This is a genomic window from Comamonas aquatica, from assembly GCF_018064205.1.
GTDB lineage: Bacteria > Pseudomonadota > Gammaproteobacteria > Burkholderiales > Burkholderiaceae_C > Comamonas > Comamonas aquatica.
Map to the genome: position 1 here is coordinate 1,099,284 of NZ_CP072916.1, position 12,923 is coordinate 1,112,206.

At 58.1% G+C, this 12,923-nt stretch carries 8 protein-coding genes, 2 pseudogenes and 1 other annotated feature; of the genes and pseudogenes, 4 read left to right on the forward strand and 6 right to left on the reverse strand.

Annotated elements, in window-relative coordinates; all coding sequences use genetic code 11:
* Nucleotides 1-102: 102 nt before the first annotated feature.
* Entirely contained in the window at nucleotides 103-1,074 is a 972-nt protein-coding gene (locus KAQ61_RS05225; protein WP_210930708.1) for a copper resistance protein B, read from the reverse strand.
* Between the two features lie 25 nt (nucleotides 1,075-1,099).
* Nucleotides 1,100-3,007 (reverse strand): copper resistance system multicopper oxidase, encoded by a 1,908-nt coding sequence (locus tag KAQ61_RS05230; protein WP_210930709.1) that lies wholly within the window; start codon nucleotides 3,005-3,007, stop codon nucleotides 1,100-1,102.
* Nucleotides 3,008-3,372: 365 nt separating this feature from the next.
* Between KAQ61_RS05230 and KAQ61_RS05235 the strand changes: the two genes are divergently transcribed.
* Together KAQ61_RS05235 and KAQ61_RS05240 are read left to right on the forward strand one after the other, a co-directional pair.
* Complete coding sequence (locus KAQ61_RS05235; RefSeq protein WP_166311145.1) at nucleotides 3,373-4,056, forward strand: heavy metal response regulator transcription factor; 684 nt, start codon at nucleotides 3,373-3,375, stop codon at nucleotides 4,054-4,056.
* Complete coding sequence (locus KAQ61_RS05240) at nucleotides 4,057-5,460, forward strand: heavy metal sensor histidine kinase (protein WP_045267221.1); 1,404 nt, start codon at nucleotides 4,057-4,059, stop codon at nucleotides 5,458-5,460.
* Between the two features lie 40 nt (nucleotides 5,461-5,500).
* On the opposite strand, the gene KAQ61_RS05245 is transcribed toward KAQ61_RS05240, so the two are convergent.
* The gene (locus tag KAQ61_RS05245; protein ID WP_003052296.1) at nucleotides 5,501-5,785 is read right to left on the reverse strand and encodes a heavy-metal-associated domain-containing protein; all 285 of its coding nucleotides are present in this window, start codon (nucleotides 5,783-5,785) and stop codon (nucleotides 5,501-5,503) included.
* A 296-nt stretch (nucleotides 5,786-6,081) separates the two neighbouring features.
* Here KAQ61_RS05245 and KAQ61_RS05250 point away from each other — a divergent pair, with 296 nt between their 5' ends.
* Nucleotides 6,082-6,426: a DUF4148 domain-containing protein gene (locus KAQ61_RS05250; RefSeq protein ID WP_003052298.1), complete on the forward strand. Its 345-nt coding sequence runs from the start codon at nucleotides 6,082-6,084 to the stop codon at nucleotides 6,424-6,426.
* A 430-nt stretch (nucleotides 6,427-6,856) separates the two neighbouring features.
* Here KAQ61_RS05250 and KAQ61_RS05255 read toward each other — a convergent pair.
* Nucleotides 6,857-7,105: pseudogene (locus KAQ61_RS05255) on the reverse strand (integrase core domain-containing protein); the annotation flags it as partial.
* Nucleotides 7,106-7,150: 45 nt separating this feature from the next.
* Here KAQ61_RS05255 and KAQ61_RS18705 point away from each other — a divergent pair.
* Nucleotides 7,151-8,043, forward strand: a pseudogene (locus KAQ61_RS18705) (IS3 family transposase); the annotation flags it as partial.
* Nucleotides 7,432-7,548: a sequence feature (AL1L pseudoknot), on the forward strand. (Overlaps the previous pseudogene by 117 nt.)
* 240 nt (nucleotides 8,044-8,283) lie before the next feature.
* Here the strand turns inward: KAQ61_RS18705 and KAQ61_RS05270 are convergent.
* Both KAQ61_RS05270 and KAQ61_RS05275 read right to left on the reverse strand, forming a co-directional pair.
* Nucleotides 8,284-11,403, reverse strand: a complete 3,120-nt coding sequence (locus tag KAQ61_RS05270) for an efflux RND transporter permease subunit (RefSeq protein ID WP_006226248.1) — start codon at nucleotides 11,401-11,403, stop codon at nucleotides 8,284-8,286.
* Nucleotides 11,400-12,917: an efflux RND transporter periplasmic adaptor subunit gene (locus KAQ61_RS05275; protein ID WP_043387428.1), complete on the reverse strand. Its 1,518-nt coding sequence runs from the start codon at nucleotides 12,915-12,917 to the stop codon at nucleotides 11,400-11,402. The genes KAQ61_RS05270 and KAQ61_RS05275 overlap by 4 nt, the downstream gene beginning before the upstream one ends.
* Nucleotides 12,918-12,923 lie beyond the last annotated feature (6 nt).

Here is a 12,923-nt window from a genome sequence, read left to right on the forward strand (position 1 = left end):
CCTATCGAAGTGTGATGGTGGTTTGAAAACAGATGTCGAATCTAGGTCTGTAGAGTTGGCGCTCCTAAGGACGCGCCAACTAGGAAGGGGACATTGGTCTGGCTAGAACCAGAAGCGGACACCGGCCACCCAACGTGTTTGCTGCGCACGGCCACCGTCGGCACGAACGAGATCTGCGGTTCGCCCGAAACTTCCCGCACGTTCCACTCCGATATATGGAGCGAACTGACGGCTGAACTCGTAGCGCAGTCGCAGGCCAGCAGATGCTTCGGCTAGGCCCTTGCCGATATGCCGCTCTGGATCATCCTTGCCGTAAAACTGCATTTCAGCTCTAGGCTCAAGGATCAAGCGTTGAGTCAGCAATAGTTCGTAGCTTGCATTTAGGCGAAGCGCAGTTCTGCCGCCACTGCCGACATAGGCTGTAGCCTCCAGCTCGAACCAGTAAGGGGCCAGGCCCTGTACACCAAATGCCAGCCATTGACGGCTAGGTCCCACGCCGTTGTCTAAGCGCAGACCAAGCTGTGTATCCCAATAGGTTGTGGCGGCACGGCTCCAAAGCAGTTCGGTGCGAGACTCTTCGAGCTTTCCTTTGGCGACGTCACCTTCTGCCTTCAAGACAGCTTTGTTGTATGAGGTCCCGTACCATGCTTGCAAGTCATAGGCCGTTGAATCATCACCTCTGCGTGAAAAACGGCGTTCCAGGGTCTCACCACGCAGCGAGGCAAAGGTATGCTCGTCCGCAAGCATCAAGCGCGGGACGCCAGGCACCGCGTAATCGCCCGATCCCAAGGTCAGCCCATTGGAATACCCATGCGGGTCGCGAGCATCTGGAGGTGCGGATCCCCCTTGCATCTGCATGCTGCCGTGATCCATCGCAGGGCCGCTTGCAGCGCTGCCAGTCATAGCACCATGACCTGCATGTGGATCAGCTGCAGTTGTGGCAGGGCTTGCCGGTGCTTCCATTTGCATATCCGCTTGGCCATGCGATGAATGGTCGCTTTGCGCTTGGGCCGCCATACTCACCAGAGCGAGGAGCGCAGTGGACAATGCACGAATAGGGAGTGCTTTGGACATTTTTGATCTTCCTTGTGAGGTTTGTTCAAGACACTACGACTTCGCGGAACATGCCTGCATCCATGTGGAACATCAGGTGGCAATGCCATGCCCAGCGCCCCAGAGCATCTGCCGTCACCAAGAAGCTGATGCGTTGTGCAGGCTGTACTGGCAAGGTGTGTCGACGGGCGAGGAATCGACCATCAGGGCTCTCCAGTTCACTCCACATCCCATGCAAGTGCATAGGGTGAGTCATCATCGTGTCGTTGTGCAGGATGACTCGCAAACGCTCGCCGTGACGGAAGTGAACAGGCGTTGATTGCCCGAACTCCAATCCATCAAGAGACCAGGAATAACGCTCCATATTGCCCGTCAGGTGCAACTCCACCTCTCGTCCAGGACCGCGCGAGTCCATCGGACCTGAAGGTGTATGCAGATCTGCCAAGGTCAGCACCCGTCTGCCGTTATTGCGCAGACCGATACCGGGATCGTCAAGATTGGTGCGGGCCATATCGACTCGCATATCTGTTCTTGCGCCATATTCAGTGCGAGCATGGCGTGCGGTGGTGCTGGGCACTGCCAAGCCTCCAGCAGACTTGGCATGCTGACTATGGTCCATCGCCATACCACCGTGATTCATGCCGGCCATCGCACCATGATCCATGCCGGCCATTGCCCCCGACATACCAGCCATCCCGGCCATACCTGTCATCCCAGACATGCCGGTCATCCCAGACATGCCGGTCATCCCAGACATGCCGGTCATGTCCATGTCGGCTCCGGAACTGCCATGGCTCATGGCGCCCATCATGTCGCTCATACCCAGCCATTCGACGGGATCGAGTGCAGGGACAGGAGCTTGTAGACCTTCGCGCACTGCTAACGTAGCGCGTGCGTAGCCTGTTCGGTCCATCGACTGGGCAAAAATCGTATAGGCGTCATCACGTGGCTCGACAATCACGTCTATGGTTTCGCCAGGGCCGAATCGGAATTCATCGACAGTCACAGGCTCTACGTCGACGCCGTCAACATGCACCACAGTGAGCTTCAGACCCGGAATACGTACGTCATAGAAGGTATTGCCCGCGCCGTTGACCATGCGCAGTCGAACACGCTCGCCCGGGCGGAAAAGAGCAGTCCAATTGCCGGCAGGCGTGACGCCATTTGCGAGGTAGGTCAGGGTCGCAGAAGAGAGGTCGGCTAAATCCGTTGGATTCATGCGCATCTCGTTCCACATCTTGCGCTTGTCTAATGCCGCTGACACGCCATCGCGCGATGCATCACGGAAGAAATCAAAGACCGTGGGCTGGTTGTAGTTGTAGTAGTCGCCCTGAACCTTGAGCTTTGCGAAAACGCGCATGGGGTCTTCGTCAGTCCAATCGGAGAAGAGCACGACATGGTCACGATCTGAACGGATAGTCTCAGGTCCTGCGGGATCGATGATGATCGATCCATACATGCCGGTGAGTTCCTGCATGCCTGAATGTGAGTGATACCAGTAGGAACCGCTTTGCTGGACCTTGAAACGGTAAGTGAACGTCTCTCCTGGAGGGATGCCAGCAAAGCTAATGCCAGGGACCCCGTCCATCTGATAGGGCAAGATAATGCCGTGCCAGTGGATAGAAGTTGCCTCCCGTAGCTTGTTCGTGACGCGAATGGTCACAGTTTCTCCCTCACGCCAGCGCAGGGTAGGCCCAGGAAGAGAACCATTGATGGTGGTCGCCATACCTGGCTTCCCGGTGAAGTTCACCGGGGACTCGGCGATCACCAAATCGAACTCATTGCCACGCAGTACTGGCGCAGCGCCACGCACCGTAGCGCCTTGTTGGGCGAAGGCCATGAGCGACTGTGTCGACAGTCCTGCTAGAACGCCACCTGCGGCTAGCCCCTGAACAAAACGCCGACGAGAGAACCCTTGTGAGGGAGTAACAAGAAATGGCGAACGACGCGGCATAGGGTGAAATCCTCCAGAGTTGTCAAGAAATTCGTTTTCGGCGACGCTGGCTGAAACAACAAGCGCTCGATATGTTTAATATGCTAGGGCCTGCTGAATTTCTGTGGGGTGACTCATTCATTACATTCATGTAATGCTCACGTCATGTTCGGTGCGATGGGCGGCTCCTATCCAGCAATGCCCTCGTTGCAACCAGAAGGTTCACTCTGCTCACCACGCTTGATGGCTTCCCAGGAGGGAACAACAAGGCCGTGTTGAGCCTTTCTATCGCCAGGATTTCAAGAACATTACATTTTTCTTATCTTCATGTCAGAGGGCGTCAAACTCGGCACACTCTCGAGCGTCTACTGCAGCGGAGCGATTACATGAGGATTTTGATTGTCGAGGATGAGCCTAAAACAGGTGAGTACCTGCGCCAAGGACTAACCGAGGCTGGATACATTGCTGATCTGGTTCCAAATGGTTCAGATGGCTTGCATATGGCTCTGCAAGGTGAATACTCATTGGTGATCTTGGATGTCATGCTGCCGGGCCTCAATGGTTGGCAGCTGCTCCAGTCTCTGCGTGATCGGGGACTACATATGCCGGTCCTGTTTCTTACTGCACGGGACCATGTCGAGGACCGTGTCAAAGGTCTAGAGCTCGGCGCAGATGATTACCTGGTAAAGCCGTTTTCGTTTGCAGAGTTACTTGCCAGAGTTCGCATCATTCTTAGACGCGGACATCCGGCCAATGAAGGCACTACTCTGACTGTTGCAGATCTCGAGCTAGACCTACTGCGTCGCCGCGTATCTCGCAGTGGCAAACGTGTTGACCTCACGGCCAAAGAGTTCGGACTCTTGGAGTTGTTGATGCGTCGACATGGTGAAGTGCTTCCACGTTCGTTGATCGCATCGCAGGTATGGGACATGAACTTCGACAGTGACACCAATGTCATCGAGGTGGCCATGCGCCGTCTGCGAGTCAAAATTGACGAAGGCCACTCGATCAAACTGATCCAGACCGTAAGGGGCATGGGCTATGTGCTTGAAGTCCCTGAGGAGGAATAGGTGCAGCGTCTCACTCGCAAGGGAAAGCTCTCTTTAACGAGCCGTTTGGCACTATTTTTCACGGCTGTTGCGGCAGCCGTAGTGCTAGGTCTAGGCGGCCTATTCCTAGTCGTTACAGAAAAGCATTTCGTGGAATTGGACCGAATGACGCTTCAGGACAAGCGACATTTGATCGAGAAAATTCTCCAGAACACCAAGTCGGTCGATGATGCTCGTTGGCGTTTAAATGAGGCACTGAACTATCACGAGGATCTTCAAGTCCAGGTGAAAGATGCCCAAGGAGAAACCGTATTTCAATCGCCCGCATCCGGCTTTGCAGTGCCGGATCGCAACTCGGCTTTTATCGACAAGGAAGGATCGTTTGGGGTGTGGCGGCATGCAGACGCAGAATTCCACATCTTGAGCTTTGAGACGCTACCGGCCTACGCACCGTCACCATTAAAGGTACTGATCGCTGCAGATACCAAGCATCACATTCAATTTCTCGACGGAATTCGAGCGAGCTTCGCGATTTATGTGATTGCTGCAATCTTGCTGTGCTCGCTTCTGTCTTGGCTCGCCGCTCGACAAGGGCTGGCACCGCTGCGAGAGATGAAATCACGTGCGGCTGTTGTGACGGGACAGAAGATGAGTGAACGCATGCCGGTCGAGGCTGTACCTGTAGAAATGGCCGATTTGGCGCATGAGCTCAATCGCATGCTGGATCGATTGCAGGACGATTTTCAGCGACTGACAGATTTCGCTTCTGATTTGGCCCATGAACTACGTACGCCCATCAGCAACCTGTTGACGCAGACTCAGGTAGTGCTGGCATCCAAGCGTGATGCCGCGACATACCGAGACATTCTTGCCTCTAATGCCGAAGAGTTTCAGCGCTTAGCACGCATGGTGTCAGACATGTTGTTCCTGGCCAAAACCGAACGGGGCGTGAGCCTACCGCGCAAGGAACAGTTCTCCGCACAGCAAGAAGCGTATGCATTGCTGGAGTTCTATGAGGCTGTAGCGGAAGAAAAGCAAATTCATTTGAGGTTAAATGGTGATGGACTCGTTGATGGTGATCGGCTGATGTTCCATCGTGCTGTGAGTAATTTGCTATCTAATGCTTTGCGCTACACGCCGCAGGCAGGCATGGTCACCATCGACATTGCGGCCTCCGCTTCCTGGACACTTGTCACTGTGGAAAATACAGGGCAGGACATTGATCCCAAAGTCCTGCCCAGGTTATTTGACCGCTTCTACCGAGCTGACCCTTCCAGGGCTCATCCGGACTCAGACGGTAGCGGATTGGGTTTGGCAATCACCCGAGCAATTGTCGAAGCCCATGGAGGCTCCATTACCGCCACGTCAGCCGATGGACGAACTCGCTTCACCTTGAAATTCCCCACTACGCAGCCGACTTCCTAAGCAGATCAGAAAACAGGCTTTTCTTGAAAGCAAGAAGACACTATCCGCAGCAAGATGTCTTTACTGAAGTGGAGTCGCAGCATTTCGTCTGCGGCTTCTCAGCATTTGCCTGCTCGGCTTCGGCTAACGCCAATAATTCTGGAGTGTATCCAGCGGCCTGGATAGCCAACATGTAGTCGGTGTCGCTCAGATCGCCGGAGACTTGCACCGTTTTATCTCGGGCATTCACTCCGATCTTTGCTTCATCATCGATTGCCAAAATGGAGCGCTGAATCCGCGGGGCACAGGCACCACATTTCATGTCATTGATGCGAAAAATAGCCATTACGTACTCCTTTAAAGCTTGTGGCTAAAGTCTCATCCTTCACATGATGTGAATGTCAAGCATCTAGCTGCACAAGCACTGGAGCACGCTGTGCGCGTCAACAACGTTGTTCTTCACTTTTCGTTTCGGGTTTATTGGTGCGAAGATTTGAATAAGAACTGCCCCGAAAAAGCTGACAACAATGTCACCGGACAGTCCTGATTTTGTTGGGCTCCGATTCTTAAGATCAACCCATCTTCTCCTCACCTTGATCAAGGTCCAGGAGATGTGTTCATCAACTGTCTTAGGAGCCAACCATGTCTCAAAACCGCATCTCCATTTCCTCTGTACTCGCAAGCGTTGCTGCCGTTGTCACCCTGGCTCTTCCTGGAATGGCCTCTGCAGCCTACGAGCATCCAGCCAACAATGAACAAGGCGTGATCGTGCATCCGGAGCACTTTGTAAGCCAGAAAACCCGAGCTCAAGTCAAGGCCGAGACTGAAGCTGCCATGAAGCAGGGCCGCCTTTCTTACGGTGAAAGCAATTTCCCCCGTGGAACTCCCGAGACAGGATCGAGCAAAACCCGCGAGCAAGTGATCAACGAAATGCGTAATGAATCGCCAGCTGAGCGAGATGCTCGCCTCCAATCATTTGCAGGCTGATCTCCATCAAAGACGCATGCATCGTGGATGCAGCTCTCTTGCATCTTTGTTCCGATCTACCGCAGAGGTCTCAATCAACAGAGGCCTCTGCATGTAGAACATCAGCTTGAGCAAACTACAAATTGCCCGGAAGAATTTCGGCCCATATGATCGCAATCGTCACACATGGGTTGCCGACACTGGGGTCAACGATGCGCCGACTCAACGAGGTAGATATCGCTATCGAGCATCACGTTGTATGTGTCCTCATCCATTAACTTGAGGATGGGACAGGACACCGCCTTCTTCAGAACTGAGTTGTGCATACGGTGTCGCGCTTCATTCAGACACAGCTTTAGCGTTTGCTCCTAGGATGCGAGTTAACCACTGGCTTGCCGAAGATCTGTAGTGGAGTGCTCCCCGTATTTGAGGACAGGAACCCTCACGTAATTTAACGGGTTGCCATGGCCTTTCGGCGGAACTCGCGTGGCGAGTGATACCGCAGGGCGCTATGGGGGTGGTGCTCGTTGTAGTGCTCGAAGGCGATGGCCAGGTTGCCAATGGCTGTGCGGGCATCGGGCTTAGGCATGAAGTTCACGTAGTCACGCTTCATGGTCCTGACGAACGACTCTGCCATGCCATTGCTCTGGGGACTACTCACTGGTGTATTCACCGGCTCCAGGCCCACATCGCGGGTGAATCGCACCGGCTTCCGTGGAGGCTCAACTCCTGAGAGGATTGAGTCATGAACACTAAAGCTGCTCGTTTTAGCCCAGAGGTACGTGAACGTGCCGTACGTTTGGTGCAGGAATGCCAAGCGGATTACGCATCACTGTGGGGTGCATGTGAATCGATAGCCCCCAAGATTGGCTGCTCTGTTAGCACCTTGCATGGATGGGTGCAGCGCAAAGAAATAGATGCAGGCCAACGGCCAGGGTTGACCACGGATGAACGTGAGCGACTCAAGCAACTGGAGCGAGAGAACAAGGAACTGCGCCGAGCCAATGACATCCTCAAGGCTGCGAGCGCTTTTTTTGCGCAGGCGGAGCTGGACCGTCGCATCAAGAGCTGATTGACTTCGTAGATAGGTACCGTGATGCCTATGGGGTCGAGCCAATTTGCAGGTTGCTGCAAATTGCCCCATCGGGCTACAGGCGCAGGGTTCAACAAAGAAACTGCCCGTGGCTGCGCTGCAAGCGCAGCCAATCAGATGAAGAACGTTGCAGTCATATTCAACGGGTGTGGCACGCTAATTGGCAGGTGTATGGGGTGGTCAAAGTCTGGAAGCAGATGCACCGAGAAGGCTTACCCATTGCCCGCTGCACAGTGCAACGCCTGATGCGCAAGCTGGGCCTGCAAGGCGCAAGGCGTGGCAAGAAGGTGCGCACAACCCGTCCAGACACAACCATGCCATGCCCGCTAGATCTGGTCAACCGCCAGTTCACAGCTCAGCGCCCTGACCAACTTTGGGTCGCAGACTTCACCTATGTATCAACGTGGCAAGGGCAGATGTTTGTGGCCTTTGTGATTGATGTGTATGCACGCCGCATATTGGGCTGGCGGGTCAGTAGCCACATGCGTACGGACTTTGTGGTGGATGCGCTGGAGCAGGCGCTGTATGCCAGACAACCTTCAAGGGGCTACAAAACAACGAAGGTGTCGCAATTCCATGGATCAGTGCCCCAAGATTGAATGCATGAATTGCTTAACCATTGTTCAGGTCACCCCTGACAGAGTGATGAGCAGATGATTATTTTTTGTAAGGATCAATGCAATAGGAAGTCCTTGCCAGAGAGAAATGCTCCCAGCTTCTGCGCGGGCGGCTTGATGCCTCGCGTCCAGCAGGGCCTCGTCGTGAGGCCCTGCTGGACGGCCAAGTTAGCGCGGCTTACGCATCAGCAGATAGGCAGCCGGAATCACGAACAGCGACAGCAACGGTGCGGTCACCATCCCGCCGAGCATCGGAGCTGCTATGCGGCTCATGACTTCAGAGCCCGTGCCGCTGCTCCAAACAATGGGTACCAGGCCCGCCAAGATGACCGCAACGGTCATCGCTTTTGGGCGCACGCGCAGCACCGCCCCTTCCCGGATCGCATCGAGCAGTTCTTCTCGCGTTGGGTTGCGCCCATCGGGGCAACGTTCCGCCAAGGCCTGCTTCAAATAGATGAGCATCACCACGCCGAACTCCGCCGCCACACCTGCCAGCGCAATGAATCCCACGCCGGTGGCGATGGACAGGTTGTAATTCAGCAGGTACAGGAACCAGATGCCCCCCGTGAGCGCGAAGGGCAAGGTCGCCATGATCAAGCCCGCTTCGTCCACACGCGCGAAGGTCAGGTACAACAGAACGAAGATGATCAACAGGGTGGCAGGCACCACAACCTTCAGGCGTGCATTGGCCCGCTCCATGTATTCGAACTGCCCGGAGTAGGTGATGCTCACACCCGGCTCCAGCTTGACCTGCTGCCCGATGGCATCGCGCAGTTCGTTGGCCACCGAGGCTAGATCACGGCCGCGCACATCGACATAGACCCAACCGGAGGGCCGTGCGTTCTCGCTCTTGAGCATGGGCGGTCCATCGGTGATCGCGATGCGTGCCACGGTCCCCAACGTGATCTGCTGACCCATCGGCGTGAAGATGGGTAGTTCTGCCAGCCGTTGTGGTGAATCACGCCATTCTCGCGCGTAGCGCAGATTGATCGGAAAGCGGGCAAGCCCCTCGACCGTTTCCGAGACGTTTTCGCCACCCACCGCGCCGGCGATGACCGCCTGGACATCGGCGATGTTCAGGCCGTAGCGACCGGCGGCTACGCGGTCGATCTGAACATCCACGTAGCGCCCGCCCGTCAAGCGCTCCGCGAGTGACGACGTCACGCCGGGAATGCCCTTGGCGACCTGTTCGACCTCTGCAGCGATGCGATCGATCACGCCCAGGTCGTTGCCGGTCACCTTCACCCCGATCGGGCTCTTGATGCCGGTAGCCAGCATGTCGATGCGATTGCGGATGGGGGGAATCCAGATGTTGGACAGGCCCGGGATCTTCACGGCACGATCCAGCTCTTCCACGAGCTTCTCGGGCGTCATGCCTGGACGCCATTGCTCCCTGGGCTTGAGCTTCACCGTGGTCTCGAACATCTCCAGGGGCGCCGGATCGGTCGCAGTTTCGGCCCGTCCTGCCTTGCCGAACACCTTGTCCACTTCAGGTACGGTCTTGATCATGCGGTTGCTCAGCTGCAGCAACTCCGTGGCGCGCTGCGCCGAGAGTCCCGGCAGGGCCGAGGGCATGTAGAGCAGGTCCCCTTCGTCCAACCTCGGCAGAAACTCACCGCCGAGCCGCGCCAAGGGCCAGGCCGTGGTCGCCAAGGCCAGCACGGCGATCAGCAGCGTCGCCTTGGGCCGGCGCAGTACCCACTCCAGTGCTGGCCGGTAGGCTGCAATCAGGATGCGGGTGATGGGGTTCTTCTGCTCATCCGGGATACGCCCGCGAATCCAGTAGCCCATGAGTACGGGAATCAGCGTCACCGACAGCCCTGCGGCCGCGGCCATCGCGTAGGTCTTGGTGAACGCCAGCGGGCCGAACAGCCGGCCTTCCTGCGCTTCTAGGGTGAAGACCGGGATGAACGAGAGCGTGATGATGAGCAGCGAGAAGAAGAGCGCAGGACCGACTTCCTCCGCGGCCTGTGTGATCACGTCCCACCGTTCCTTGCCCTGCAGCCGTTGATCTGGGTGCGCGTGCTGCCAAGCCTCCAGCTTCTTGTGGGCGTTCTCGATCATCACCACCGCTGCATCCACCATCGCCCCCACGGCGATGGCAATCCCCCCCAGCGACATGATGTTGGCGTTGATGCCCTGGTAGCGCATGACAAGGAATGCCGTCATCACGCCCAGCGGGAGGGAAATGATGGCCACCAACGCAGAGCGAAGATGCCAAAGGAACAGTGCGCAGACCAGCGCCACCACCAGAAACTCTTCGCCCAGCTTGGTCGTGAGATTGCGAATGGCCCGCTCGATCAGCGCGCTGCGGTCGTAGGTGGTGACGATCTCGACGCCCGGCGGCAGGCTGCCCTGCAGCTCCGCGAGCTTGGCCTTGACGGCAGCGATCGTCTCCTGGGCATTCTTGCCGGAGCGCAGCACCACCACGCCGCCGGCGACCTCGCCTTCTCCGTCGAGTTCGGCAATGCCACGCCGCATCTCCGGGCCTATCTGGAGCGTCGCCACATCCCCCAGCCGCACCGGCACACCGCCGCGTGCCGTCAAGGGGATCTCCCGGAACTCGTCCAGGGTCTTGAGGTAGCCGCTCGCGCGGACCATGTACTCCGCGCCTGACAATTCCAGGACGGAGCCGCCGGTCTCCTGGTTGGCCCCCATCAGGGCATCGCGGACTTGAGCCTGACTGAGGCCATAGGACGCCAACTTGATCGGGTCGAGCACGACCTGGTACTGCTTGACCATGCCCCCCACCGATGCCACCTCGGCCACGTTGGGCAGGCTCTTGAGTTCGAACTTCAGGAACCAGTCCTGCAACGCACGCAGTTGCGCCAGATCGTTCTTGCCCGTGCGATCCACGAGCGCGTACTGGAAGATCCAGCCGACGCCTGTGGCGTCCGGACCCAGGGCCGGCTTCGCCGTGGCGGGCAATCGGCCCTGGACCTGGTTCAGGTATTCCAGTACCCGTGAGCGGGCCCAGTACAGGTCGGTTCCGTCCTCGAACAAGACATAGACGAACGAGTCGCCAAAGAACGAGAAGCCGCGCACGGTCTTGGCCCCTGGCACCGACAGCATGGTGGTGGCCAACGGGTAGGTGACCTGGTTCTCGACGATCTGCGGCGCCTGTCCTGGGTAGTTGGTGCGAATGATGACCTGCACGTCTGACAAGTCCGGCAGCGCATCCACGGGCGTGCTGCGAACGCCCCACACGCCCCATGCCGTGAGCATGGCGGTGGCCAGCAGCACCAGGAAGCGATTGGCCACCGACCATCGAATCAGTTTGGCGATCATGGCTGCACCTTTTCGATGGCGGTGATCACGTAGCCCTCACCTTGCTTGGAGAAGGTGAATCGCACCTGCTGCCGAACCGAAAGACCCTCGGCGAGCTGCGGGCTGCTCAGCTTGAAGCCCATGGTCATGGCCGGCCATTGGAGGGCTGGCACGGCCTCGTGCGCCAGCGTCAGCTCGGTGGGCGACATCTCCTCGATCACGCCGCGCACCACGAAAGCGTTGGTGGCCGCGGCCGGTGGCGACGATGTGCCGTGCCCGTTGTGCGGCGATGCAGGTGCGGACGCCGCGGCACCTGCAGGCAGCACGCCCCGCAGGCTGGCTTCCGAATCGATCAGGAACTGCGCCGAGGCCACCACCTGCTGTCCCGCCGCGAGCCCGCCGTTGACCACCAGTTGATCGCCTACCTCCGCGCCCACCTGGACCTCCACGGGATGGAACTTGCCGGGTCCATCGACCACATAGGCCAGTGCGCGCTTGCCGGTGCGGATGACCGCTTCGCTGGGAACAAGCAGCGCGGGCTGTTCGTTGCCTTTGAGCGCGATCTGGCCGGACATGCCGGCCTTCAGGCGCTGGCCGGGATTGGCCATTTCAAGCCGCACTCGCACCGTACGGGTGTCGCGGTTGGCTTCGGGCAGGATGCTCACGATGCGCGCCTGGAGCACTTCACCGGGAAACGCCGCCAGCCGGACCTGCGCCGTTTGGCCGACCTGCAATGGTCCGCTTTGTGCTTCGGGGACGGCCGCTTCGATCCACACCGTGGCCAAGCCATTCACCCTGGCCAGGCTTTCCCCGGCGGAAACCGTCATGCCCTGGCGCACCATCAGTTCGGCCACCAAGCCGCCTTGAGGTGTTGTGACCGTGTACAGCCCCTTGGGCTCGCCTGTGCGCTCCACCTGGGCGATCAGGGCTTGCGGCATGCCGAGCAGCAGCAGCCGTTGGCGGGCAGCTGCGGTCAACGGTGCGTCGCCCATCGCGCGAACCGAGAGAAACTCGCGCTGTGCGGCGATCCACTCCGGCAGCAATAGGTCAGCCAGCGGTGCCCCTGCTGCGATCACGTCGCCCGCAGCCCGTGCGTAGACACGCTCGACGAAGCCAGCGGTCCGCGCCTGCACGATGCTGACGTCGCGGTCGTTGAGCAGCACGGTGCCCACGACGTTCACATCTGCGCCGATCTTGCCTTGCAGGACTTCGGCTGTACGCAGCCCCAGGGCTTGCACCGCTTGCGCCGACACGCTGAGGCCCGTGCTGTCTTGCGTGTCTTCATCCGCGTACTTCGGCATCAACGGCATGTCCATGTAGGGCGACTTGCCGGGCTTGTCGAACTTCTGGGTCGGCACCATCGGGTCGTACCAATACAGCACCTTGCGCTCGGTCGGAGCGCTTGCAACGGTGATGTTGGCAGCGGGGGAGCCGCTGAGGTGGCCGGCGCGCCATTGGGGGACGCCCCATCCAACGGCAATACCGGCAGCAACCAGCGTCAAGCCGGCAAGGATGTTTCTCGAAGAGGTATTCATGGCGAG